Below are 23599 nucleotides of genomic sequence, written 5' to 3' on the forward strand. Positions count from 1 at the left end.
GGTGGGTCAGTGCAGCACCCGTCAACTGACAGATTGCCTTCGCGAGCAAGCCCGCTCCCATAGGGGGATGTGTGTTTCAGGCAAGGGGATCAATGTTGTCGAGCATGTGCTTCACCGACCGTCACCACCTCTTGAAATCACACAGTTCCCCTGTGGGAGCGGGCTTGCTCGCGAATGCGGTGGGTCAGTGCAGAACCCGTCAACTGACAGATTGCCTTCGCGAGCAAGCCCGCTCCCACAGGGGGATGTGTGTCAGCGCACCGCGCTGACGCCATCCAGTGTCGAGAACGAAGTGTCCTTGGCGGTCAGCAGGAAATCGCGCATGTACGGTGCATCGAGCATGTCCGCACGGATCGCCGCGTACAGCGTTGCAAACAGACCTTTCTCGCCCAGGCGCTTGGCCTTCACGTAGCCGCGCGAACTGTATTCGTGCAGCGCCCAGTGCGGCATGCCGCAGACGCCACGGCCGCTGGCGACCAGTTGCATCATCATCACCGACAGTTCCGAGGTGCGCACCTGTGCCGGTTCGATGTCGGCCGGTTCGAGGAAGCGGGTGAAGATGTCCAGCCGATCGCGTTCCACCGGGTAGGTGATCAGGGTTTCGCTCAGCAGGTCTTCGGGAACGATGTACGGTTTGCTTGCCAGCGGATGCTGGTTGGCGACCGCGAGCATCGCTTCGTAGGTGAACAACGGCACGTAGGTGATGCCGATGATGTCCAGCGGATCGGAGGTCACCACCAGGTCCAGATCACCGCGAGCCAGCGCCGGCAGCGGGGCGAAGGCGAAGCCCGAGGCGAGGTCGAGTTCGACTTCCGGCCAGGCGTCGCGGAACTGGTCGATGGTCGGCATCAGCCACTGAAAACAGCTGTGGCATTCGATCGCCATGTGCAGGCGCCCGGCAGTGCCACCGGCGAGGCGACTGATGTCGCGTTCGGCGGCACGCAGCAGCGGCAGGGTCGCGTCAGCCAGTTGCAGCAGACGCAGGCCGGCACTGGTGAAGCGCACCGGTTTGGTCTTGCGTACGAACAGCGGCATGCCCATGCGCTCCTCCAGCTCCTTGAACTGGTGCGAAAGCGCCGACTGCGTCAGGTGCAGGCGGTCGGCGGCATCCACCAGACTGTCGGCCTCGCGCAGGGCATGCAGGGTTTTCAGATGACGGATTTCAAGCACCGCAGGCTCCATGAACAAAATTTGTGATTGAGGCGAATGCGGTGAGTTTGTCTCATGTTGGCGGGGCTGTCGACTGCTTGAAGTACAGCGGAGCACACCCGTGCCCCGCTGTTTTTTGCTTCAGAGGTGGGCGAAGTGCTGGATGCCCAGCGGTTTACCGATATCCCCACGCCAGATTGCCTCGACCTGTGCGCCGCCAGCACCTTGGGCCTGTTGCCATTGCAGGCCGAGATTGCGTTGTTCAGGCAATTTCAGATGAGCTTTGGCGAAATCCCCGAACGGCGCCCTGTCCGAGGTGTAGTGAAAGTGCGCATACCATAGCGTGCGCGGCGGATGGCTGGTCAGGTCGCGGACTTCGTACTCCTGGAGGAAATCCTTGCTCCTGTCGGCGCGTCTGCCCAGGGCCCGCAGTTCACCTTCCTTGCGGATATCCACCACTTGCTGTTGCAGCAGATAGTCCAGATAGCCTTCAGTGGGGGTCTTGCTGCGCAGTGACTGGTCGATGCGCAACGTGCGCCCGGCCCGTTGCAACGCCTGCGCGGTGGCGTGCAACTGCGCGACCAGTGGGTCGGTCGGCGACAGCCGCTCGATCGCCTGCGCCCGAGAGCTCAATTCCGTCGCCTCGCTGACGAGCATGTGTTCCAGGTCCACCGGCAACATGTCCTGACGGGCGTAGCCATTCACCTTGTCCTGGTAGGCGGTGACAGCGGCGAGTCGCTGCCGGGCTTCGGCCAGCAAGGGTCTGACATCGCTAGGCAGGGACGGAGTGGTCGCGGTGTGGCGCGTCTGCAAGTGATACTTGCCGCTCGGGCGCCGCAGCCAGGTTTCATGGAAGCCGTCGCCGGCCACGATGAAGCGTACCTGGCGGGTACTCTCATCAAGGGCCTCGGTGCCGATCAGCAACTGGTTGTCCTCGGTTTCGAACAGTTGCCTGGCCCCAGGCTCTCGGCGTCTGATCGACGGCGGCTGTTTGAGCGCATGCCGCGCGTGCTCTTCGACCTTGCTCAGGCTGTCGAGAAACGGAGCGATCTGCTCCAGCTCCAGATGCTGCGGATAGCCCAGTGTCCAGGCCTTCAACTGACGGCGGAAACCGGCATAAATTTCCAGGGAATCCTCGATGATCCGGTTGCGCTGGGCCACGCTGGCATTGGTCTCGGGTAGATGATGCTGGGTCAGCAGTGCGCGTCCGACTTTTATCCGGGCGTCCTTCATCTGTGTGTGAAAGTACATCCAGTACAGATCGTCGACCGCTTCGTAGCGGGTGATGATCTCCAGCAGGTGGGCGGTTCTGAGGTAGTGGTGATTGCGATCGCCGAAATTGCGGTTGAGGGCCGTGATGTCGGCGGCCATCTTCGCCCTCTGGGTATTGTTGGTGATGCGCCTGTTCCACAGGTTGGCCTGTTCGATGATCGCGTGCAGTTGATCGAACTCCTCGAGAAAAGCCTTGCGCACCCATTTGCGTCGGGCCAGCAGCTGCACGTGGGCTGCCGTCTGGTTGTAAGGCGTGGCGTCGGATTCGGCGACCAGCGCATCGACCCGGTTCAGGAATTCGAGCAAGCGATCGCGGGCCACGGTCGCGCGTTGTACTGCGCGGTCCACCACCACCAGGGCACTGCGGCTCTTCAATTCCTTGAGCTGTTGGACTTTGTTGCCGCGGCTCAGGTGCAGCAGTTCGTCCGAGCTCTGGAACAGCTCGATGGCTTTGTCGATGTCATTGACGCAGGCCGTGTCGACCTCTGCCAGCAGCGGCTTGCGCTGGACAAAGTCGAGTCTCTGGTAGTTTTCCAGCAACTGATTGGTGGTGCGTGTCTGGTTCTGCAGGCGGTGGGCGTAGGCGTCGATGGTGTTGTTCAGGGTCAATTGCCGGCGCAATTGGCGATTGGTCCACCACTCTGGCAGCCAGCGGCGGATGGCCTCGGGCCAGAGCGGTTGGAGGCCATCGGCCAAATGCCCGAGCACCGCGCCACCGCCTGCGCCGCCACCGTCCATCACCGTGCCGTATACCGCGTAGTGGGTGTTCCACTGGCCGAATTCGTCGAGGGCGATCGGCTGTTTGTAGCCGCGCATCCACGTCCCGTACAAACGCCAGCCGCGTGGCTGTTCGCTGAGCTGGACGCGATAGACGCGGCCCAGCCGCAGGATGAAATCGCCCTCGGCATGGCGGTAGACATTGCGGTAAACGCCTTCGATTGCCGGACTCAGGCCGGCCAGGGAAATGTCGTGTTCGTATTCGTAGCCCTTGAACCGGTCGAGCGAATGTCGGGACCATTGCCAGGACGTGCGCAGTGCGGCGGACCTGCCCAGTGTCGCCTGTTGCCGCTGCCGGGTTGCCAGGCGTGCGGCGGCGGGCGCGCTGACAGTGCCCGGAAGCACGTCCATAGCGGCGTCGATCAATGACAACAGAACCGCTTCCACTTCCGCCAGACCGTGGCCGAGTTCACCGCGCAAGAACGCCGCCACGGCGAGGTTGGCGCTTTGCCAGGCGTCATACAGCGCCACGGCTGTGCCCACGAACGGCAGCATGCCGATGGCCATTTTCAGATAGTTGAACAGGGCGCCGGACTTCAGTGCGCAATGTTCCAGATACAACGCATCGTTGGAGCGCGAACTGTCGCGATGAGCTTCCAGCAAGCGGCCCATGTGTACGTTCAGCAGATGACTGGCCAGCGAAGTGGTCGCCGGCCAGGCCATGCCGACGCCGATCAGGGCATCGAAGTTGCGCAGTTGTGCTTCATTGATCCGGCTGACATGGCTGGCGAAATCGCCGCTCAGGGCACGCCCGGCGAGGTAGTTGACCATGTTGCGGTCAACGCAGCGCCGGAACAGATCCAGACGCGCCTGCTCGAGGGTTGCGTACTGCCGCAGGAAGATCGCGTCGCTGCTGTCGGGCAGGTACAGCAGGGTCAGGCCACTGACCTGCTCGACGATGAAGGTGACCCCGGCGAGTGTGCTCGGTCCCTGATGCGCGGTGTCGGTGCCGCCGACCGTCAGGTGCACCGGCAGCAACGCGATACGCTTGCCGTCGACGGCATAGTCCTGAGCCGTTGTCGCGTCGATGGCGATTTTCAGCACGGCATGGCCGGCGCTGTCGATGTGCTGCTGCAGCAAGGCGAATTCACCCTGCAGTTCGAGCATCAGGCGCCACGGCTCGCTCAGGCATTCGCGGCGCCAGGCCTGGGTGAACGCGTGTTCTGTCGGCGTGCCGAAAAACGCCTGGCGAATCAGGATTTCGTAGCGTCCGGCCAGATCCAGTTGCGTCACCAACTGACGCAGATAGACCGGGTTGATGCCCGCCTCGACACGCTGCCGATCACCTTCGTCCTCGGCACTGACCTTGACTTGCATGAACGACAGTCGCCACCACATGTCCTGGTCGATGTTGTTCTGGGCCAGTTGTTCCAGGCTGAGATCACTGCGCCCGGCGCTGGCGGTGAGGACACTGCGTTGCGGAGTGCCGGGCGCGGCGCCCTCGATCAGGGTTTTTTGCCAGAAGGTGGAGTCGGGCAGATCAAGGCTCACACCCACGCTTTTCACCAGTGCAAAGTCGTGGCGCAAGCGCGCGTCGATGCGTTTATCGGCGAAGGTCTGACGCGGTGGCAGTTCTCGTTCGAGCAGCGCATGAGCGTGTCGCATTGCTGCGAGATAGCGATTGATCAGCGCCTTGAGCCGTGTACGCCTGTCGTCGTCGAGTGTTTTGAACCACGCGGGCAGGTTGCCGGCCAGCGCAGCGCTCTGGTCTTGCTCCTGACGCTCGGCAAACGCTCGTGCGCGGGCTTGCGCCAGCGCTACGGTCAAGCGTGACAGATGCTGTTCACACAGCTGTTCCATCGCGGCTTTGCGCGTCTCGGCATGCGTGGGCAGCGGGTGATCGCGGATGATGGTCGCGGCCTGTTGTTCGCACTGATAGAGCTGCTGATCCAGGGACCAGGTCAGGGCATCGCCGGACAGTGGCGTCAGGTGCAGGGCCAGTTCGCGGTCGTACGGCGAGCGCTTGAACAGGTTTTGCTCCAGCGCCTGACGCGAGGTGAAGCGTTGCAGTCCACCGCACTGCCCGGGCCAGTAAAGCAGCAGACTGTCTGTAGAGCCCGGCGCCAGCGCCGAAGGCGCCGCGATGATCAGCACACCGGGCAGGTCTTCGACCCGGGTGAGGCCCTGGTCTGTCGCCGACAACGACACGCGCGCGATCACCCCTTCGGATGCCGGCAGGTTGTGCCCCGGTGCGTCCAGCAGTGTGATGAGCTGCCGATGCTCCTGCGCCGTCAGTTGTTCCAGTGCCCGTTGCCATTCGACTTCGGCGCGCAGACCCGCGATCCGGGCCTGCAGCAGGGCGGTGTAATGGACGTTCGCGTGGCGGCGCAGTTCGAGCATTGTCAGCGGATCCCGGCTGTCGAGCAGCGCCGACGCCGCATCATGGCTGGCTTGCCGGGCCTGGCCAAAGGCATCGAAAGCACCGGCCAGTTGCTGCCGCTGCGGGGCGTGCAGATCGGATTCGCCAAACAGACGATCGAGCGCCAGGTGTTCAACAGCCAGTGCCTGCCGCCGCAGGTCCAGAGGAATGTCGGCGACCAGCAAGCCGAACGGTGCAACCTCGTCGGCATTCTGCCCGGAGCTATCGGGCAGGGCTGGCGCGGCGGGGAAAAGCCTGCCCACCTCGATCCAGCTACCGACGCTGCTTGCCGGGCCGGCCATCAGCGGCTCAAGCCCGCGGGTGAACGGTTCGTGGCCGAATTCGATGAAGTCCAGCGAAGTGCCAAGCACCGGATGCGGGTACTGCTCAATCAGCCAGTGCTCAAGCCCGGCCTGATCTTCGAAGCGGATCAGCGGTTGTGCCTGGGCAGGTATATAAAGCAGATACACCGCGTCCTCGAGACGGATCATCAGGGCACCGTGCAGGCGCACACGGTTGCCACCGACACGGTTGAGCACCGGTTGCGCGACCCGCAGATCCGCCGCGATTTTGTTCGATGGCGTCAGCAACTGCGCCAGCCGAGGTTGTTGTGAACGGCTGAGCCGGCCTTCGGCAATCGCCAGCTCACAGGCCGCTTCGAAATGCCGGCGGTACAGGCTTGCGGCATGATCGCGCCGCGACAGCGCAGTACCGCGCGCACGAGCGCTCCACCAGCCGCTGTCGGGCAATCCGATACGCTGCGCCATGAGGTCGAGCCATTGCTGGTGACAGGCGTTCAAGCGCGTTGTCGCCAGAAGACAGAGGTTTTGGTCAGGGGTTGGCCGCAGTGGCGGATCAAGGCCGAAGTCGACCGTTACAGGGGAAAGGGCATCGAACATGCGCCGGGGCTCCAAAAGGCATGACCACCGGGTGATTCCGCTGGTCATGCCCATTAGAGGCGAGCTGTCACAGGGCCTTGCGGTACATATTTATCGCTGGCGCGGGCATTCGTTTCAGAGGGTGTCCCGGTCAGGCGTTCAGCCACACCCTCATGCGGTCAAGGTGAACAGGTCTGACCGACGTCCTGCTGCGTACCACCGACAGAAATGACAGGCGCGACGAACGTCACGGCTCGTGGCGCATGACCACTCGGCAAACTTCATCAAACTGTCACGCAACTGTGGCAGCGCGCTTGAACAAACTTCATCAGACTCGCGTTCTACTGGGGTTCTGCGTTTCGGTGTTTCTTCATGCGTTTATTTCTTTTGTTGGCCGCGCTGTTGTTCGGCCTGCCGTCGATGGCGGCTTCGCGTTGCGACGTCAATGTACCGACCCAACGGGTCGATCTGGCACAGGTGAGCCTGGCGTACCAGAGCATTGGCCGTGCCTCGGATCCGGCGCTGTTGCTGGTCATGGGCCTTGGCGGTCAGTTGATTCACTGGCCCGACGAAGTGGTGGTTGCGCTGTGTCAGCAGGGTTTTCGGGTGATCCGCTATGACAATCGCGACGTCGGTCTGTCGACCTGGCGTCAAGCGCCCGCCGAGGCCAACCTGACCTTTGAAGTGCTGCGCTACAAGCTCGGATTGCCGGTGTCGGCGCCTTACTCGCTGACCGACATGGCCGACGATGCGCTGGGCTTGATGGACGCGCTGCACGTCGACCAGTTTCACGTACTGGGCGCGAGCATGGGCGGGATGATCGCCCAGCACCTGGCGGCGATGGCGCCGCAGCGGGTGGAGAGTCTGACGCTGATCATGACCAGTTCCGGCGCCGAAGGATTGCCGGCGCCGAGTGCGGCGCTGGTGCAACTGCTGGCGCGGCGCGGCGCGCCGAATCGCGAAGTGGCGCTGGAGCAGCAGGCCGATCTGCTGGCGGCGCTCGGCAGCCCGTCAGTCACTGATGATCGGCAGGCGTTGCTGCATCAGGCGGCGATTGCTTACGACCGGGCGTTCAATCCTGAAGGTGTGAAGCGGCAGATCATGGCGATCCTTGCCGAGCCGAGCCGGGTGACGTTGCTCAATCAACTGCGGGTGCCGACCCTGGTGGTACACGGCACGGCCGATCCGTTGTTGCCGGTGATGCACGGCGTACATCTGGCGGCGCATATCCGTGGCAGTCAGTTGAAGCTGATTCCGGGGCTGGCCCATCGTTTTCAAGAGGCGTTCAAGGCGCCATTGCTGGCGGCGGTGTTGCCGTATCTGCAACAGCACCGTGAGGACACGTCGCACTGGGCGCAGATCGAGCCGGTGGCAAGCGGCAACCTGCTGTAGGCGAGGTTTTGGCGGTGTTGATTCGGGCCTCTTCGCGAGCAAGCCCGCTCCCACAAGGGCAACCGTATTCCAAATGTGGGGTCGGGCTTGCTCGAAGGGGCCCGCTCCCACAAGGGCAACCGTATTCCAAATGTGGGGCCGGGCTTGCTCGCGAAGGGGCCATCACTGTCATCGCAAGAGCGGGCAGGTGTATCGTGCAAACTTTCCCGCACGATTTCCGTCCGCGAGGTGTGTGATGAGTTCCGCTTTGAAAATCGATTTTGTCAGCGACGTTTCCTGCCCGTGGTGCGTCGTCGGTCTGTATGGCCTGCTTCAGGCGCTGGAAATCCTGCGCGATGAAGTGCAGGCCGAGATTCATTTCCAGCCGTTCGAACTGAACCCGAAGATGGGCCCGGACGGGCAGAACATCACCGAGCACATCGGCGAAAAGTACGGCTCGACCCCGGAACAGTCACAGAAGAACCGCGAGGCGATTCGTGCCCGTGGCGCCGAGGTCGGATTTGCCTTTCGCACCGATGGCAACAGCCGCATCTACAACACCTTCGATGCTCATCGTCTGCTGCATTGGGCGGGTCTTGAGGGTTTGCAGTTGAAGTTGAAAGAGGCGCTGTTCAAGGCGTATTTCACGGATGGCGGTAATCCGTCCGATCACGCGCAACTGGCGCAGATTGCCGAAAGCGTGGGCCTGGATCGGCAGCGTGCGCAAGCGATTCTGGCCTCCGCCGAGTTTGCCGATGAGGTGCGTGCAGAAGAGCAACTGTGGCTGCAACGCGGCGTGAGTTCAGTACCGACCGTGGTGTTCAACGGTCAGTACGCGGTGACGGGCGGGCAACCGGTTGACACCTTTGTCGGGGCGATTCGGCAGATCATGAGTGAAACCAAAGGCGGCACGGTCAATTGAGCCAGCGCTCTTAACGCACGATCTTGTCGACGTGGATCCCGAGTTTCTTCAGGCGATACCAGAAGCTGCGTTCGGAGATGCCGATCAACTGCGCGGCGGCGGCCTGCACGCCGTTGCTCTGTTGCAGGGCCGCAAGAATGTAGGCCTTCTCGACTTCGGCGAGTGCTGCGTCCAGATCCGCCGGGACACCGTTGATTTCGCTTAGCGGGCCGCTGCTGTCCGAGGCTTGCGCGGCGAACAGGTAGGCCGGCAGATCCTGTTCCTCGATGATGTTGGCGGAGGCGACGATGGTCGCGCGCTCCACGCAGTTCTGCAGCTCGCGGATGTTGCCCGGCCATGAATAGCGGGTCATCGCCTGCAAGGCTTGCGCGCTGAAACCGCTGATGCGTTTGCCGGCCGCGGCGCCCAGGGTGTGGGCAAAATGCCGGGCCAGCGGGGCGATGTCCTCGACCCGATCGCGCAGCGCTGGCAGCGGGATCGGAAACACGTTGAGGCGGTAGTAGAGATCTTCGCGAAACTCCTTGTTGGCCACCGCTTGCAACAGGTCTTTGTTGGTGGCGGCGATCACCCGCACATCGACTTTGCGTTCCTTGGTATCGCCCACCGGCTCGATCACCCGCTCCTGCAGGGCGCGGAGGATCTTGGCCTGCAGTGCCAGCGGCATTTCACCGATTTCATCAAGAAACAGCGTTCCCTTGTCAGCCTGCTGAAAACGTCCGATGCGATCAGCCACGGCGCCGGTGAATGCGCCTTTGCGGTGACCGAACATTTCGCTTTCCAGCAGCCCTTCAGGGATGGCCGCGCAGTTCACCGCCACGAACGGCTTGTCGGCGCGGTTGCCATGCTTGTGGATGGCCCGGGCGACCATCTCCTTGCCGGTGCCGCTTTCGCCGCTGAGCAGCACCGTCGCGGCGCTTTCGCGTACCGAGTCCACCGCTTGCAGCACGTTGCGAAAACTCGGGCTGTCACCGATCAGGCTGTCGATCTGCTGATGCTCGTCGAGCTCGGCGCGCATGCGCTGGTTGTCTTTGAGGATGTCGCGAAACTGCAGGGCCTTGCTGACGGTGATGTCCAGTTCGTCGATGTCGAACGGTTTGGCGATGTAATCAAATGCGCCATTACGCATTGATTCCACCGCATTTTTCACCGTGCTGTAGGCGGTCATGACGATGACCGGCAACTGTGGATAGCGATTCTTCACCTCTGCCAGCAAATGCGGACCGTCCATGCCGGGCATGCGCCAGTCACTGATCAGCAGATCGATGTCTTCGCTTTCCAGCACCTTGAGTGCGTGCAGGCCATTGCCGGCGGTGAACACGCTGATGCCGTTCTGCCCGAGGGCCGAGGCCAGCAGATCGCAGAGTTTCGGTTCGTCGTCCACCACCAGAATGTTATGCGTCATCGTCGCTCTCGTCGAAGTCCTCGCCATTGGCCGGAATGTACAGGCTGAAGGTCGCGCCGGCATCTTTTTCGCTGACACATTCTACGCGCCCGTTATGGTTTTCCATGACCGAAAACACTTTGGCCAGGCCCAGCCCGGTGCCCGAGGCCTTGGTGGTGACGAACGGGGTGAAGATGCGCTCCAGCATGTCGGCTTCGATCCCCTGACCGGTGTCCGCCACGCTGACGATGGTGTATTTGGCGTCGCTGGCGATGCTCAGGGTCAGTCGGCCGCCATCAGGCATCGCGTCGATGGCGTTGACGATCAGGTTCAGGCCGGCCTGTTTGAGTTGCTTGGCATCGGCGTAGATCGTCGCCCCCGGCGCCTGATCGTCGATGTGCAGATCAATGTTGTGGCTGGCCAGCTCCGGCTCGCAAAAACCGGCCAGTTCGTCGACCAGGGCGCGGGCTGACTGGGTGGCGCGGATCGGCGCGCTGGGTTTGGCGAAGTCGAGAAACTCGGTGATCAAATCGTTGATCCGGCTGACTTCCTTGACCACGTATTCCAGATGTCGCCTGTCGGTTTCCGGCAGGTCGGCACGGCGGTGCAGCAGTTGCGTGGCGGTTTTGATGATGCCCAGCGGATTGCGGATTTCATGGGCCAGACCCATGGCGACTTCGCCCAGCGCGTGCAGGCGATCACGGCGGCGCAGTTGCGACTCCAGATGCTGCAACTCTTCCAGACGTTCGCTCATGTGGTTGAACGTGCTGCTCAGTTCTGCCAGTTCGTCGCCGCCATTCACGCTCAGGCGCTGATGATAGTCGCCGGCAATCACCGCTTGTACGCCTCTGGCCAGACCGCGCAACGGCTTGGTCAGACGTTGCGAGACCAGCCAGCCAACCGCCAGCGACGCCGCCGAACTGAGCAGGAAAATCAGGATGAACAGGTTGCTCTGATTGACCAGGCCGACCAGGCTGGTGTGGCGCAGCAGTCCGCTGAAAATCACCCCTTGCAGCTGGCCGTTTTCGTTGAAGATCGGCCGGTAGATGCCGCTGTAGCGGTTGGTGAATTGCTCGAATGGCCGCTTGCTTTCGCGCAGGTTCTGTTCAATTCCTTTCGGCACTTGCAAGGGGTGATCCTCAAAGCGCTGGGTCGAGAAGATCTCCGAGAAGTCGTCGCCCTTGGCCAGGTAAAGGCGCAGATCAAGCGAATGCACGTCGGCAACACTGGTGAGGAAGCTGTCGTCCAGATAAGTGCCGATGATCAATTTGTATTCGATGCCGCTCTGTTCGGTCTCGAACGTCGAAATCACCGTGCCGGTGGCCACACCGCCCACCTGCAGGGTTTGCAGTACCGCTTTCGGGGCGGTGCTGATCTGGCTGACGATGTCGTCGGCGGCGGTGCTGTACACCACTTTGTGATCGCTGTTGCGTACCAGGGCCACAACGTCGATGCCCATGGAGTCGGCGACGTCGGCGGTCAGCTTGTTGTGCTTGGCCGATTGACGATCGGTGGGAGGGCGCGTGTAACGCAGAAACAGCTGAGCGGCGCGGGCGTTGTCGCGCAGGATTTCGCTGATTTCGTCCTCGACGATCTTCGACGATTCCTGCAGCCAGATGCGCACGTTGCTGTCGAAGATCTGCGACAGCGTGGTGGCCGCCAGTTCCGCAGCAATCATGGTCGGAATCACGCTGACCAGCCAGAAGGCCAACACCAGTTTGCGTTGCAGGCTCCAGCCGGAAAGGGCGAAAGGTCGGGGCGTGGCGCGTCGGTCATTGATCATTGGATTTCGCTTATTGCAGCTGCCAGGGCCGGATCGGAGCGATCCGGGCGGACGAATATTTTCACCAGACGCAACAGTTGGTCGAACAGTGGATTGCGATGGCGGAAGAACACGGTGTTACCGACAAACGAGCAACCCAGGCGCAGCTTACTGGCATAGCCGGCCTGCCCGCACACATAGATCGCCAGTTTGTGCTCAATACAGTAGTCGACATTTTCCAGCCAGCTACGGGTGTAAAGATTGTACTGCCGCGTACGCGCCAGATCGTGGGCAAAAAACTTGTCGACCAACCGCTGCTCGTCGAGCAATACCAGATTGAACGCCACCAGTTCGTCGCCGACCCAATAGAGCACGCACGCCGACCGATTATCGAGGTGATTGAGGACTTCGCGAAAGTACGCCGCAGGCAGGCACTCGAAGGCCAGATCGCTGCGGGCGAGGGTGGCTTCGTAGAGTTCCATCATGCGCGGCAGCAAGTCGTGCACCGAGCGTCGCCATTCCGTACGCGGCCCCTGGTTGCGCAAGATTCGGCGCAGATCCTTGCGCGTGGATTTACCCAGGCTACCCAGATAAGCGTCCACCGAGGCGAAGCTGATCGGCAGTTCGGCACCGGGCAACCCGGGCATGCTTTGCAGGCCGGCCTGCTGACAGACCTCCAGCCACTGTGGATCGCGATGCGAGGCATCCTTCACCGCGAACAGGCCGATCCCGGCGTGTTCGGCATCCTGTCTTGCCAGCTCCAGCAACTGACGGAGCAGTGACGGGCGGTGCGTCGCCGCAATGTGCGAAGCCGTGCCGACATGGCATTGCTCCGCCACCGGCGAGCCGAGGGCGTACAGACGGATATCGAACAGTCGGGGCAGATGTCGGCGCAGCCACTGACTGACACGTTTGCCCGCGCCCTGCAGCGTGGTATCGAGTGAGTAGGCCGTGATGAACGCCACGGTGGCCGCGATCAGACGGCCGTCCTCGTGCAGCGTCAGGTAGCGCCAGTGAAAGCCGTCAATGCCGGCGCGTTCAACGGCGCGGTAGTAATCCCAGTCCTCCAGCTCATCGACGAAGCAGTCATTCCAGGCGCAGCGGTCGATCGCTTCGATCGTTGAGAAGGCTTGAGCGGTGATCACGTCGTTTCCTTATGTCGGCGAGTCGTGGTGTTCGGCCTGTGTCGCAGGATGTCTGCCGGCAACTGCTCAAGCCAGTTGCCGGTACTCCAGCGGCGCAACGGGGCTGCTGATCTGCTGCATGAAGCGTCGCTGTATGAAGTCGATGCTCAACTCCACGACACGGCGGTACTGCAGGTCGACCGTGATCATGTGATAGCAGTCGTCGAGCAACACTTTGGTCACCGGTCCGCCAAGCTTGCGTTCGACGTAATCGGCATTCCAGCGGCTAGTGATGTCGTCCTCGATGGAGTGCAGCACCAGCGCCGGCGTGGTGATCGACGGCATGCGTTTTTTCACCACGGCGTTGAGCCGGTGCAGTTCGCGCACCGTGACGCCTTCCATGGTCAGCAACCCGGCCTGACTGCTCTGACCTTCTTTCATCTGGCGTTCGACGATGGCCCGCAGGCGCTCGTTCTTGATGCCGTAGGGCGGCTTTTCTTCGAAACTGCACAGGTGCACGCCGAACGGGATTTTCATCAGCAACGGGGTGAGGAACGCCAGTTTGTTGATGCTCCAGCCGTCGTAGCGCAGGGTGGTCGAATACAGCAGCAAACCCTCGATCTGTCCCGGGTGTTCGGCGGCCAGGTACATCGACAACACCGCGCCCATGGACAAACCACCGACATACACCTTGTGGTGTTTGCGGCGTACACCGACGAAGGTGTTGCGTGCGCTTTCGTACCAGTCGCGCCAGCCGGTGGCTTGCAGGTCGGCATTGCCGCCGCAGTGCCCGGCCAGGGTCGGCACATAGACCGTGTGCCCGGCTTTCGCCAGGCCCACGGCCACCCGACGCAACTCCGTCGGGGTGCCGGTGAGGCCGTGGATCAACAGCACCGCGACCTCCCCGTCGCCGAGAACGAAACCGGCGTTGCCTTCGCCCATATCGATCTCTGCGTCGATCATCGTTTCATCGCCCGATGCAGCAGGCGGTCGAGCAGGGCCAGGCCCAGGTCGATTTCCGGATAGCTGATTTCCAGCGACGGTGCCAGGGTGATGACGTTCTTGTAGTAGCCGCCCACGTCGAGGATCAGACCGAGGCGACGACCGTCGATTTCGATGTCGCCCTTCATGCCTTCTTCGACCATGTAATCCAGAGTGGCCTTGTCCGGGGTGAAGCCGTCCTCGGTGCAGATCTCGCAACGCAGCGCCAGGCCCAGACCGTCGACATCGCCAATGATCGGGTAGCGTTTTTTCAGATCCTGCAGGCCTTCGAGGAAGTATTTGCCCTTGGCCATGACCATCGCGCCGTAATCGACTTCGCTGGTCATCTTGAACATTTCCAGACCCACGGCAGTGCCCAGCGGGTTGGAGGCGAAGGTGGAGTGGGTCGAGCCTGGCGGGAAGACTTTCGGGTTGATCAGCTCTTCGCGGGCCCAGATGCCGCCCAGCGGATTAAGGCCGTTGGTCAGCGCCTTGCCGAAGACGATCACGTCGGGTTTGACGTCAAAGTGTTCGATCGACCACAGCTTGCCGGTGCGATAGAAACCCATCTGGATTTCGTCGACCACCATCAGGATGCCGTGTTGATCCAGGACGTGCTTGAGTTCGCTGTAGAAGTTCATCGGCGGGATCACGTAGCCACCGGTGCCCTGGATCGGCTCGACGTAGAACGCGGCGTATTCGCTCTGGCCGACTTTCGGGTCCCAGACGCCGTTGTATTCGGTCTCGAACAACCGCGCGAATTGCTGCACGCAATGGCTGCCGTACTCTTCCTTGGTCATGCCTTTGGGGCCGCGGAAGTGATACGGGAACGGGATGAACTGCGCACGCTCACCGAAGTGGCCGTAGCGGCGGCGATAGCGGTAGCTGGAGGTGATCGACGACGCGCCGAGGGTGCGCCCGTGGTAACCGCCCTCGAAGGCGAACATCAGGCTCTTGCCGTTGGTGGCGTTGCGCACGACTTTCAGCGAGTCCTCGATCGACTGCGAACCGCCGACGTTGAAGTGCACCCGACCGTCGAGGCCGAACTTGTTCTTGGCGTCGACCGCGATCATTTCCGAGAGCTCGATCTTGCCTTTGTGCAGGTATTGACTGGCGATCTGCGGCAGGGTGTCGATCTGTTGCTTGAGCGCATTGTTCAACCGCGGGTTGGCGTAACCGAAGTTGACCGCCGAGTACCACATTTGCAGGTCGAGGTAGGCCTGATCTTCGGTGTCCCAGACGTAGGAGCCTTCGCAGCGGCTGAAGATGCGCGGCGGTTCGATGTAGTGAACGGTGTCGCCGTAGGAGCAGTATTTGGCTTCTTTTTCCAGAAGGACTTTGTCTTCGGCTGTCGCAATGCGGATATCAGACATGGTGCAGGGTTTCCTGTGCTTCAGAAGTGGATTCGGTGCTGAAATTGACGGCGTTGGCGGCCGGGGCCAGAGGCAGGCGGGCCAGCAGTTGCGGCAGTTCGGCGAAGCTGTCGAAGCGCGCGTAGGCGATGCCGTTGCGCTCGCAGTGCTCGGCCAGGCGGTCCTTGGCGAAGACGAAATCGGCGGTGGACGCCACGCACATGTCGGACTGGCCGTCACCGATCACCAGCACGCGTTTGCTGCTGGGGGTGGATTTGCATTTGCAGTTGCCGGAGGCCGCGCGGCAGGCGTCACTGGCGTAGGGGAAATCGATGCGCCACTTGTCGTGGTCGATCTGGCGCAGGCGGTTGGCGAGGATCGGCAGCAGCGTCACGTAGTTGCGCGCCAGAATCCGCGCGATGCCTTGTTCGATGCCGTCGCTGACCACTTCCAGCGAAGCGCCGAGGCCGATCACGTGGTCGACGAAGTCGGGGAAGTCCGGATCGATGTCGATGCTGTCGAAGAATTCGAGCAGTTGCGCAGGCGTGGCCTTGATCAGCGCCAACTGACGGCTGAGGCATTCGCGGGAACCGATCTTGCCCTCCAGCCATTCGTTTTCGATGGCTTCCCAGCTCGGGTCGGCGAAGCGTTCAAGGATGCTGTCGATTACGTCGGTACGGGTGATCGTCCCGTCGAAATCACACACGATATGCCAGTCAATCATCTGCAGTACCTGTTGGGTCGAGGCAGTTGTCAGGGTGCGCGGTCTGCGCCTGGCAAGGGTGGGAGCAGGGACTGTGCCAAATCTGCAAAACCCCGTAATGGCGGGGCCTATGCACGGTTTTCGTGAAGTGGAGCTACAATTTTTGTAGCTTGCTACAAACAACATGAGTGCTTGCGCCAAGGGCTCTATCCGGGGATTGATGCGCGCAAGTTCAGAAAAGGAATGGCCTCATGCAGAGGAATACACTGGCGTTAATGACCGCACTGGCCTGCTTTTCCGGGGCTGCGCTGGCGGATGGCATCACCGGCGAAGCCGGCCTGGGACTGAGTTACCAACCTCATGATCCCACCGGCAGCCGCTACGAAACCCGGCCGATACCGTATCTCGATCTGGACTGGGGCGATGTCAGCCTCGGCACCGACGACGGCCTGACCTGGAGCGCCTTGAAAAGCAACGGCTTCAGCGCCGGGCCGTACATCAATTACCTCTCCGGGCGCACCGCCAACGGCGAGTTGCGCGGCTTGCGTGATGTGCCCGACATGGCCGAGGCTGGCGGCTTCGTGCAATACGCCCCGGCCGATTTCTGGCGCGTGTTCGCCTTCGTCGGCCAGGCCGTCGGCGGTGGCAGCGGTCAGGGCGGCGTGTTTGGAAAGGTGGGCGGTGAAATCGGTTATCCACTGGGCGGCGGGGTGATTGGCAGCAGCAACCTGACCGCGCATTTCGCCGATGCGCAGGGCACGCAGACCTTCTTCGGTGTCAGCGGCAGCGAGGCGCAGGCCTCGGGTATCCGCGCGTACAACGCCGGCGGCGGTTTGCAGAACGTGGCGCTGACCCAAAGCTTCGAGTTTCCCCTGGCGGGGCATTGGTCGCTGGTCACCAGCGCGAGCTGGATACACCTGACCCGCTCGGCGGCGGACAGCAGCATCGTCAAAGCGGTGGGTGATACCAATCAGGGCGAAGTGCAGGCGGCCATCGCCTACAAGTTCGACTGATTTCAGCCACGGGCGAGTTGGTCTGTGGTTTGCAGACAGCCATGTCGAATCCATTCCTTCAGGATGTTCTTCATGGCTCGCCCTGCTTATCGTCTGCTGGCTCATTCGTTGTGGGATTTGATCCCCATCGCTCTGGGCCTGGCCCATTTCGCTTTCGTCCTGTGGCTGGTTGCGGCCTTCCACGATCTGTCCTGGTGGGCCTTTGTGCCGCTGGCGCTGGGCTATGCGATCAGCCTGTCGTGGAGCATAAACAGCATTTCCCACAACCAGATTCACAACGCCTACTTCACCCCGGCGTGGCTGAACCGGGCGTTCGATCTGCTGTTGTCGGTGACCATCGGTTTTTCGCAAACCCTCTATCGCGATATCCACAATCGCCATCACCGGGGCAATTCGGACCTGCCGGGGCCGGACGGCAAGACCATTGATCCGCTATCGATCTATCTGCGCGGCAAGAACGGTCAGCCGGAGAACCCCTGGGCTTACACCTTCCTGAGTTTTTTCCGCGACGACCCCAAGCCGATCTACAACGAAATGCGCCGCAAACGCCCGAAGGATGCGCGTTGGGTTCAGGTCGAGATCTATGTGACGGTGGCGTTTTATCTGCTGCTGGCGGTGTATGACTGGCAGGCGGTGCTGGTGTTGTTGCCGTTCTGGTATCTGGGCCAGGCGCTGTCATCGCTCAACGGTTACTACGAGCATTTTGGCGGCAACCCGGACTTGCCGATTGCCTGGGGCGTGAGTGCCTACAGCCCGCTGTACAACCTGTTGTGGATGAACAACGGCTATCACGCCGAGCACCACTACCGGCCGAAAATGCACTGGACTCAGGTCAAGGCCTATCACCGGCAGATCGCCCGGCAACAGCAGGAAGCGGGGGTGAAAGATATTCCGCTGGCGCACGGTTTGGGCTTCCTGCTGAACCACCAAAAGCCTGACGCCTGACTGCTTTGTGTAGGAGCTGCCGAAGGCTGCGATCTTTTGATCTTGAAAAGCAAAGATCGTCCGATCGCGGCCCGAGCCTGCGGCAGCTCCTACACGGAGCATTTCAGTGCTCTTCGCCTTCGGCGAGCAAGGCTATCCCGCCCATGATCACCGCCACGCCGAGCCAGTGCAGCAGACTGATCTGCTCGCCCAGTCCCAGCCACGACCCCAGCAGCACGCCGACAAACACCAGCGAACTCAGGGGAAACGCCAGCGACAGACTGCTGCGTCGCAGAATCAGCATCCAGACAAAAAACGCGCCGATGTAGCAGCCAACCGCGACCCACACTCCGGGCGTCATGACGATGCCTTGCAGCCATTGCAGGCTGAAGTCCATCTGGCCCAACTGATCGCCACCGACCTTGCTCGCGATCTGCCCGCCACTTTCCAGAATGATCAACAGCGCCCATAGCACGATGGTGCCCACGCGCCCGTGTAGCCAATGCATTGCGTCGTTCCTTTGCAGTTCCAGGTGAGCGTCAGACATGGCCGGCACACACGAGCATCACGCCCGCCGTAATCACCAGCGTGCCCAGCCAGCGCCGCCGACTGACGGTTTCACCGAGCACCAGTTTGCCCGCCAGCACCACGCCGCAATAGGCCAGCGCGGCTGCCGGAAACAACAGGCTCAGCGGCGCCCGCGACAGGGCGCCGAGCCAGACGAAAAACTCGATTGCATAAGCGCCGATCCCGGCCCACAGCAGCGGCGCGTTGAACACCTGGCCCCAGAACACCTGCAGCCGAAAACCACCCTCAAGCTCAGGTAGTCGATCAAGGCCCAGTTTGAAACACAGCTGGCCGATCACATCCAGAACAATGGACAGGGCCACCAGCACGATCACGGTGAAAGTCATGGAAACAGTTCCTCGAACAGGTCGATCAAGGCTTGATTGGTGGTGGAGTTGCGCAGGATATCGGCCTCGCTCCAGCGTTCGGCCGGCGGCTGATCGGTCTTCGCCTCCCAGCGTTTGAATACATTGCTGAAGGCCGGACGGGCGTATTCGCCGCAGATGTCGATGCCGATGATCCGCTTGCTCGCCGCCAGCGCGCGCAGGGCCTGGAGCATATGGCTCAGGCGCATGCCGCCCTGATCCCAGTTGGTGGCGGCGTCTTCGCTGGCGAGCACGTCCTTGTCGATGGTGATCCACACCGCATCGGTCGGTAGGCTGGCGATCATTTTGTCAAGGAACAGGGTCCAGTCCACTTGCGACAGGTTGTGCCAGTGCAGCATGTTTTCCTGTTGCTCATGCCCGGCGCCGTCACCGATCCGCCCCCAGACTTTGGAGGGCGCGTGCTGCCACGGAAACAGCTGCAGAACCCCGCGTTTGAGGGCCGTGAGGTTGCCACCCTTCAGTTGCGGGTTTTGCAGATCATCGCTGCACGGACCGAGGGTCACGATGCGGCGAATGTTCGGCAGTTTCAGCGCCTGATTGACCCAGGAACCGCAATGCCGACGCGGCGCAAACCGCACCCAGTCGGGGTGATTGTCGAAATGGATCAGGCTGACGGGGCTTGGTAGATCGGTAAGAAACGCCGGGGTCAGGTGGTGATAGTCACCGGAGCCGACGAAGAAGATTTCCGGTGCCGGGCCGGTGTGCCGGGGCCGCTGCTGCAAACGTTCGGCGAAGCGTCGCCAGGTGCGTTCGCTGGACCAGAGCCGGAGTTTCGGGCCGAGGTCGAGCAGGTCCAGGCGTCTGGCGCGGCCACTGTCGAGCAGTCGCGCAATCGGCGCCTGAGCGGTCAGGCTGTGGTCGAGATCTAAAATATTCAAGGTCGCTATTTACCCTTGGCAGACCCTCCCAGACACCGGCCTCATCGAGCATGAGCGCCAGCCGGGCAGGGCTTTAAGGGATAAATGCAAGGGACGGGCCAGCCATTGCCTCAGGCGTGCAGGCGCACCCACACCGAGACCAGCACGGTGGCGGCGATCAACCATGCGACCACGGCCACGGCGAGCGACGCCTCCAGGCGCATGCGGTCAACCATCACGTACAACGTCGCCAGATAGATGAAGTACGGAATGATCGACCACATGCCGAACACGATGGTCGCCTTCAGGTCATCGATCGAACGGCTGTTGCCGACGATGTAGTGGGCGATCAGCGCGAAGGTCGGAAACAGCGGCACCAGTCCGGCGATGTAATAGTTTCGGGTCTTCGACAGCGCGGCGAGAATCACCACCACTGCCGCGCCAAGTGCCGCTTTGAGTATCAGATCCATCAGTGGCTCAACCCGTACTTTTTCACTTTATCGAACAGCGTGGTCTTGGCCATGCCCAGCTCGAGACTGGCCTGGGTCAGGTTACCGCCGCTGCGTTGCAAGGCATCGTTGAGCAGGTTGCGCTCGAAGGCTTCGACTGCTTCGGCGAACGCCAGACCTTGACCGCCGCTGCTGGCGCCGGACTTCTTGAACGCCGGCAGGCCGAGGGCAAAGCGCTCGGCGACGTTGCGCAGTTCGCGCACGTTGCCCGGCCAGTCGTGGCTCATCAGGTTCGACAGGGTCTGGTTGTCCAGCTCCGGCAAGGCGCGGTCAAAACGCAGCGCCGACTGCTGGGTGAAGTGTTCGAACAGTTGCAGGATGTCTTCACGGCGTTCGCGCAGCGGCGGCAGTTCCAGCGTCACCACGTTGAGGCGGTAGTACAAGTCGCTGCGAAACTCGCCGGCCTTGCTCGCTTCGTCGAGGTCGGATTTGGTCGCGGCAATCACCCGGCAATCCACCGCCACGCTCTGGTTCGAGCCGAGGCGTTCGAGGGTGCGTTCCTGCAACACGCGCAGCAATTTGATCTGCAACGGCAGGGGCATGCTTTCCACTTCATCGAGGAACAGCGTGCCGCCGTCGGCGTGTTCGATCTTGCCGATGCGCCGTTTGCCGGCGCCGGTGAAGGCGTTGGCCTCGTGGCCGAAGATCTCGCTTTCGAAGAGATTTTCCGGCAGGCCGCCGCAGTTCAGCGCGACGAACTGCTTGGCATGCCGACGACTGAAGTCGTGCAGGCAACGGGCGACCAGTTCCTTGCCGGTGCCGGTCTCGCCTTCGATCAATACGTTGGCCGAAGTGTCGGCGACGTTGGCGATCAGCTCGCGCAGGTTCTGCATGGCTGGCGAGCGCCCGATGATCCGGCCTTCGAGGGAGTCGCGTTCGGCCAGTTGCCGACGCAGCGAGGAGACTTCGCGGGCGAGGCTGCGTTGCTCCAGTGCGCGGCGGGCGACATCCACCAGACGTTCCGGCGAGAACGGTTTCTCCATGAAATCGTAGGCGCCTTTCTGCATCGCGCCGACCGCCATGGAGATATCGCCATGACCGGTGATCAGCACCACCGGCAGGCTGCGGTCGCGTGCCTTGAGGCGGGTCAGCAGTTCCAGGCCATCGATGCCGGGCAGGCGAATGTCGCTGATGACGATCCCGGCAAAGTTGTCGCCGACCCGCTCCAGCGCTTCTTCGGCACTGCCGACGCCGATGCAGGGAATGTCTTCCAGGGTCAGCGCCTGCTGGCAGCCGAGCAGCACATGGGGGTCGTCTTCGACGATCAGCACACTAAGGTCGTGGTTCATATTGGCTCGGCAGGAGTAGGGCTTACCAACGGTAAACTGAGGACGAAGGTGGTGCCACCGCTGGCCGGGTGTTCGACACCCAGATGCCCGCCGGTGGCGGCAGCGAGGCTGGCGGAAAGGGTCAGGCCGAGGCCCAGCCCCTGTTCGCCGGGTTTGGTGGTGAAGAACGGCTCGAACAGATGCTTGCGCGCTTCGGCGTCGACCCCGTGGCCGTTGTCCCGCACCCGCAGGCGATATTTGCCGTTGAACTCTTCGCCTTCCAGCCATAGCTGCGGCGCGGGTTGCGCCTGCATGGCGTCGAGGGCGTTGCCGATCAGGTTGACCAGAATCTGTTCGAGGCGGGTCTGGTCGATCTGCACCTGCACGTCGCTGAACTGGCGGTGCAGTTGCAGCGCCATGCCCTCGACCCGCGCGCCGAGCAGTTGCAGGGCGGCGTCCACGGCTTTGCCGAGACTGGCCTGGCCTTCGTTGTCGCCGCGCCGGGCGAACGAGCGCAGGCTGGCGGTGATCCGCCCCATGCGGTCGATCAGGTCGTTGATGGTCTTGAGGTTGGTGCTGGCGACGTCGAGCTGGCCGCGTTCCAGAAAGCGAATGGTGTTGCCGGACAGAGTGCGCATCGCCGCCAGCGGCTGGTTCAGTTCGTGGGCGATGCTGGTCGACATCTGGCCGATGGCCGCGAGTTTGCCGGCCTGCACCAGTTCGTCCTGGGCGCGGCGCAGGGTTTCCTCGGCCTGGCGCCGTTCGCGGATCTGGCTCTTCAGCCGTTCGTTGCTGGCGCGCAGATCGCCGGTGCGTTCGGTAATCCGACGCTCCAGTTGATTGTTGGCTTCCTGCAAGGCTTCGCGGGCGGCGAGGCGCGTGGCGATGACCTTGCGCCGTTCGTTCCAGGCGATCAGCAGGAACGCCACCAGGGCGAAGGCCACGGCCACCAGAATGCCTTGGTTGATCGCTTCACGGCGCAAGTCCTGCAACGGCGTGAGCAGGGTGAAATTCCACGGTGTGTCGCTCAGCGGCCGGGTCTGCGCCAGATAGCTGATGCTGTCGTCATCGGCGCTCAGTTCGCTGTTGGCCGGGAAGGTCAGTTTCTCTACACCTTCGGCCAGGGTTTCGCGGGCCAGCGGTTGCAGTTCGTTGAGCGGGAACCAGTAGTACTGCAGGCTGCGCGCGAGTTTTTCTTTGGTTTCATCACTCAGCGGTACTACGGACTTGAGGCGTCGCGCCGGATCGCTGGAAAGAATGATGATGCCGTTCTCATCGCTGACGAAGGCTTCCAGGCGGGCGCGCTGCCAGCGTTCTTCCAGCGCTTCGAGGCGCACCTTGACCACGGCGACGCCGATGATCTTGCCGTGTTCTTCCAGGCCATGGGCGAGGTAGTAACCGGGCTCGCCGCTGGTGCTGCCGATCCCGTAGAAACGTCCGGGCTCGCCGCGCACGGCTTTCTGGAAATAGGCGCGGAAGGACAGGTCTTCACCGAGGTAACTGTCGACGTCGCGCCAGTTGCTGGTGGCCATCACGCGGCCGGTGGTGTCCATGACGTAGATGGCCCGACTGCGGCTGCGCCGGTTCAGGCCTTCAAGGTAAGCATTGACCGTCTGCCGGTGTTCCGGGGTCGGATCGGCCAGCAGTTGCGGGACACTGGTTTCCAGTTCCAGCAGGCTGGGCAGGTAGGTGTATTTGCTGATCTCGCTTTCGACCGTACGCGCGTGCAGTTCGAGCTGACGCTGGCCGTTTTCGCTGAGGCTGCGGATGCCGAAATGTTCACTGGTCCAGAAGCCGATGTAACCCAGTCCGATCATCAGGATGATGATCAGCGGCGGCAGGAACAGATGGCGAATCAGACGGGGCTTCACGGCAAGTGATGGCGGCGCTGCGCGATAGAGATTGGGGTCGCATTTCATCACAGTTGCCTTGGGTCAACCAGCGCTGCCGCGGACGACGCACTGGTTTGGTCGAGCCTGGAACCTGTGGCGAGGGAGCTTGCTCCCGCTCGGCTGCGAAGCAGTCGTAAATCCATTCAATGCGG

Annotated in this window: 18 protein-coding genes; 4 read left to right on the top strand and 14 right to left on the bottom strand. The window is 62.1% G+C overall.

Features of this window, described 5'->3' with window-relative positions; translation table 11 throughout:
• Nucleotides 1-252: 252 nt before the first annotated feature.
• The gene (gene metR / locus AC27VU_RS26470; protein ID WP_045122615.1) at nucleotides 253-1170 is read right to left on the bottom strand and encodes a transcriptional regulator MetR; all 918 of its coding nucleotides are present in this window, start codon (nucleotides 1168-1170) and stop codon (nucleotides 253-255) included.
• Between the two features lie 120 nt (nucleotides 1171-1290).
• Nucleotides 1291-6456, bottom strand: a complete 5166-nt coding sequence (locus AC27VU_RS26475) for a dermonecrotic toxin domain-containing protein (protein ID WP_488725241.1) — start codon at nucleotides 6454-6456, stop codon at nucleotides 1291-1293.
• 351 nt (nucleotides 6457-6807) lie between these two features.
• Here AC27VU_RS26475 and AC27VU_RS26480 point away from each other — a divergent pair, with 351 nt between their 5' ends.
• Together AC27VU_RS26480 and AC27VU_RS26485 are read left to right on the top strand one after the other, a co-directional pair.
• Nucleotides 6808-7827 carry an alpha/beta fold hydrolase gene (locus tag AC27VU_RS26480; RefSeq protein WP_003227790.1) on the top strand — a complete coding sequence of 340 codons (1020 nt, stop codon included), beginning with the start codon at nucleotides 6808-6810 and terminating at the stop codon, nucleotides 7825-7827.
• Between the two features lie 235 nt (nucleotides 7828-8062).
• A complete protein-coding gene (locus AC27VU_RS26485; protein ID WP_400497225.1) occupies nucleotides 8063-8728 on the top strand; it encodes a DsbA family oxidoreductase in 666 nt (221 codons plus the stop codon).
• 10 nt (nucleotides 8729-8738) lie between these two features.
• Here the strand turns inward: AC27VU_RS26485 and AC27VU_RS26490 are convergent, their stop codons facing one another.
• From AC27VU_RS26490 to AC27VU_RS26515, 6 genes are all read right to left on the bottom strand, one after another.
• Nucleotides 8739-10130 carry a sigma-54-dependent transcriptional regulator gene (locus tag AC27VU_RS26490; RefSeq protein WP_262142235.1) on the bottom strand — a complete coding sequence of 464 codons (1392 nt, stop codon included), beginning with the start codon at nucleotides 10128-10130 and terminating at the stop codon, nucleotides 8739-8741.
• Entirely contained in the window at nucleotides 10120-11892 is a 1773-nt protein-coding gene (locus tag AC27VU_RS26495; RefSeq protein ID WP_003227784.1) for a sensor histidine kinase, read from the bottom strand. The genes AC27VU_RS26490 and AC27VU_RS26495 overlap by 11 nt, the downstream gene beginning before the upstream one ends.
• Complete coding sequence (locus AC27VU_RS26500; protein ID WP_226499469.1) at nucleotides 11889-13016, bottom strand: GNAT family N-acetyltransferase; 1128 nt, start codon at nucleotides 13014-13016, stop codon at nucleotides 11889-11891. Before AC27VU_RS26500 ends, AC27VU_RS26495 begins: the two co-directional genes overlap by 4 nt.
• Before the next feature lie 66 nt (nucleotides 13017-13082).
• On the bottom strand, nucleotides 13083-13958 hold the full coding sequence (locus AC27VU_RS26505; RefSeq protein WP_003227781.1) for an alpha/beta hydrolase: 876 nt from the start codon (nucleotides 13956-13958) through the stop codon (nucleotides 13083-13085).
• Entirely contained in the window at nucleotides 13955-15349 is a 1395-nt protein-coding gene (locus AC27VU_RS26510) for an aspartate aminotransferase family protein (RefSeq protein WP_003227779.1), read from the bottom strand. Before AC27VU_RS26510 ends, AC27VU_RS26505 begins: the two co-directional genes overlap by 4 nt.
• On the bottom strand, nucleotides 15342-16052 hold the full coding sequence (locus AC27VU_RS26515; protein WP_003227777.1) for an HAD-IB family phosphatase: 711 nt from the start codon (nucleotides 16050-16052) through the stop codon (nucleotides 15342-15344). The genes AC27VU_RS26510 and AC27VU_RS26515 overlap by 8 nt, the downstream gene beginning before the upstream one ends.
• A 230-nt stretch (nucleotides 16053-16282) precedes the next feature.
• Between AC27VU_RS26515 and AC27VU_RS26520 the strand changes: the two genes are divergently transcribed.
• Both AC27VU_RS26520 and AC27VU_RS26525 read left to right on the top strand, forming a co-directional pair.
• Nucleotides 16283-17044 carry a MipA/OmpV family protein gene (locus tag AC27VU_RS26520; protein WP_488725242.1) on the top strand — a complete coding sequence of 254 codons (762 nt, stop codon included), beginning with the start codon at nucleotides 16283-16285 and terminating at the stop codon, nucleotides 17042-17044.
• Between the two features lie 72 nt (nucleotides 17045-17116).
• Entirely contained in the window at nucleotides 17117-17989 is an 873-nt protein-coding gene (locus AC27VU_RS26525; protein WP_135296473.1) for a fatty acid desaturase family protein, read from the top strand.
• A gap of 103 nt (nucleotides 17990-18092) precedes the next feature.
• Here the strand turns inward: AC27VU_RS26525 and AC27VU_RS26530 are convergent, their stop codons facing one another.
• The 6 genes from AC27VU_RS26530 to aauS all read right to left on the bottom strand — a co-directional run bounded on the left by AC27VU_RS26530 (nucleotide 18093) and on the right by aauS (nucleotide 23474).
• A complete protein-coding gene (locus AC27VU_RS26530; RefSeq protein WP_103486466.1) occupies nucleotides 18093-18476 on the bottom strand; it encodes a DMT family transporter in 384 nt (127 codons plus the stop codon).
• 31 nt (nucleotides 18477-18507) lie between these two features.
• Nucleotides 18508-18882 (bottom strand): DMT family transporter, encoded by a 375-nt coding sequence (locus AC27VU_RS26535; RefSeq protein ID WP_003227768.1) that lies wholly within the window; start codon nucleotides 18880-18882, stop codon nucleotides 18508-18510.
• Nucleotides 18879-19799, bottom strand: coding sequence for an arginase family protein (locus AC27VU_RS26540; protein WP_488725243.1), 921 nt, complete (start codon nucleotides 19797-19799; stop codon nucleotides 18879-18881). Before AC27VU_RS26540 ends, AC27VU_RS26535 begins: the two co-directional genes overlap by 4 nt.
• Nucleotides 19800-19909: 110 nt before the next feature.
• Nucleotides 19910-20239 carry a GlpM family protein gene (locus AC27VU_RS26545; RefSeq protein WP_177434768.1) on the bottom strand — a complete coding sequence of 110 codons (330 nt, stop codon included), beginning with the start codon at nucleotides 20237-20239 and terminating at the stop codon, nucleotides 19910-19912.
• Between the two features lie 8 nt (nucleotides 20240-20247).
• Nucleotides 20248-21576: a two-component response regulator AauR gene (gene aauR / locus AC27VU_RS26550; RefSeq protein ID WP_003227762.1), complete on the bottom strand. Its 1329-nt coding sequence runs from the start codon at nucleotides 21574-21576 to the stop codon at nucleotides 20248-20250.
• A complete protein-coding gene (gene aauS, locus AC27VU_RS26555) occupies nucleotides 21573-23474 on the bottom strand; it encodes a two-component sensor histidine kinase AauS (protein WP_103522151.1) in 1902 nt (633 codons plus the stop codon). Before aauS ends, aauR begins: the two co-directional genes overlap by 4 nt.
• Nucleotides 23475-23599: the final 125 nt, after the last annotated feature.

The organism is Pseudomonas sp. 14P5.3.2 (assembly GCF_057799175.1).

What these genes read in the sequence shown, in the direction of transcription:
- AC27VU_RS26475 (WP_488725241.1), bottom strand. Translation starts at nt 6,456, where the DNA reads ATGTTCGATGCCCTTTCCCCTGTAACGGTCGACTTCGGCCTTGATCCG.
- AC27VU_RS26480 (WP_003227790.1), top strand. Translation starts at nt 6,808, where the DNA reads ATGCGTTTATTTCTTTTGTTGGCCGCGCTGTTGTTCGGCCTGCCGTCG.
- AC27VU_RS26485 (WP_400497225.1), top strand. Translation starts at nt 8,063, where the DNA reads ATGAGTTCCGCTTTGAAAATCGATTTTGTCAGCGACGTTTCCTGCCCG.
- AC27VU_RS26490 (WP_262142235.1), bottom strand. Translation starts at nt 10,130, where the DNA reads ATGACGCATAACATTCTGGTGGTGGACGACGAACCGAAACTCTGCGAT.
- AC27VU_RS26495 (WP_003227784.1), bottom strand. Translation starts at nt 11,892, where the DNA reads ATGATCAATGACCGACGCGCCACGCCCCGACCTTTCGCCCTTTCCGGC.
- AC27VU_RS26505 (WP_003227781.1), bottom strand. Translation starts at nt 13,958, where the DNA reads ATGATCGACGCAGAGATCGATATGGGCGAAGGCAACGCCGGTTTCGTT.
- AC27VU_RS26510 (WP_003227779.1), bottom strand. Translation starts at nt 15,349, where the DNA reads ATGTCTGATATCCGCATTGCGACAGCCGAAGACAAAGTCCTTCTGGAA.
- AC27VU_RS26515 (WP_003227777.1), bottom strand. Translation starts at nt 16,052, where the DNA reads ATGATTGACTGGCATATCGTGTGTGATTTCGACGGGACGATCACCCGT.
- AC27VU_RS26520 (WP_488725242.1), top strand. Translation starts at nt 16,283, where the DNA reads ATGCAGAGGAATACACTGGCGTTAATGACCGCACTGGCCTGCTTTTCC.
- AC27VU_RS26525 (WP_135296473.1), top strand. Translation starts at nt 17,117, where the DNA reads ATGGCTCGCCCTGCTTATCGTCTGCTGGCTCATTCGTTGTGGGATTTG.
- AC27VU_RS26530 (WP_103486466.1), bottom strand. Translation starts at nt 18,476, where the DNA reads ATGCATTGGCTACACGGGCGCGTGGGCACCATCGTGCTATGGGCGCTG.
- AC27VU_RS26535 (WP_003227768.1), bottom strand. Translation starts at nt 18,882, where the DNA reads ATGACTTTCACCGTGATCGTGCTGGTGGCCCTGTCCATTGTTCTGGAT.
- aauR (WP_003227762.1), bottom strand. Translation starts at nt 21,576, where the DNA reads ATGAACCACGACCTTAGTGTGCTGATCGTCGAAGACGACCCCCATGTG.
- aauS (WP_103522151.1), bottom strand. Translation starts at nt 23,474, where the DNA reads ATGAAATGCGACCCCAATCTCTATCGCGCAGCGCCGCCATCACTTGCC.